General features: G+C 69.7%; 1 pseudogene. It reads left to right on the forward strand.

From position 1 onward, the window contains the following. Positions 1-953 (forward strand): annotated as a pseudogene (locus tag GTW43_RS01715) (alpha-mannosidase); the annotation flags it as partial.

Consider the following 953-nt stretch of genomic DNA (forward strand, 5'->3'; position numbering starts at 1 on the left):
GCGTGGCTGTGGCCGCTGCGCGAGACGGTCCGCAAGGTCGCGCGCACCGCGTCGAACATGACCCGGCTGCTCGAGGACGAGCCCGACTTCGTCTTCACGATGTCGCAGGCCCAGCAGTACGCCTGGATCAAGGAGCACCGGCCCGAGGTCTACACGAAGGTCAAGAAGGCGGTGGCCGAGGGCCGCTTCGTGCCGGCCGGCGGCATGTGGGTGGAGTCGGACACCAACATGCCGGGATCGGAGGCGATGGCACGCCAGTTCGTCCACGGGAAGCGGTTCTTCCTGGACGAGTTCGGCATCGAGAACGACGAGGCCTGGCTGCCCGACACCTTCGGTTTCGCCGCCGGCCTCCCGCAGATCATCAAGGCCGCCGGCTCCGACCGGCTCCTCACCCAGAAGATCTCCTGGAGCAGGACGAACTCCTTCCCGCACCACACGTTCGACTGGGAGGGCATCGACGGCACCCGGATCTTCACCCACTTCCCGCCCGTCGACTCGTACAACTGCGAGATGACCGGCGCCCAACTGGCCCACGCCGCCCGCAACTTCAAGGAGAAGGGCAGCGCCCGTCACTCCCTCGCGCCGGTCGGCTACGGCGACGGCGGCGGCGGCACGACACGGGAGATGGTCGCGAAGGCGGCCCGGTTGCGCAGTCTGGACGGTGCCCCGTCCGTCCGGTGGGAGTCCCCCTCCGACTTCTTCGCGAAGGCGCGGGCCGAGTACCCGGACCCGCCGGTGTGGGTCGGGGAGCTCTACCTGGAACTGCACCGCGCCACGCTGACCAGCCAGGCGGCGACCAAGCGGGGCAACCGGCGCAGCGAGGCCCTGCTGACCGAGGCCGAGCTGTGGGCGACGACGGCGGCGGTGCGGACCGGTGCCCCGTATCCGTACGAGGAGCTGGACCGGATCTGGAAGACCGTGCTGCTCCACCAGTTCCACGACATCCTGCCGGG

The sequence above is a fragment of the Streptomyces sp. SID5785 genome (assembly GCF_009870065.1).
Classification (GTDB): Bacteria; Actinomycetota; Actinomycetes; order Streptomycetales; family Streptomycetaceae; genus Streptomyces.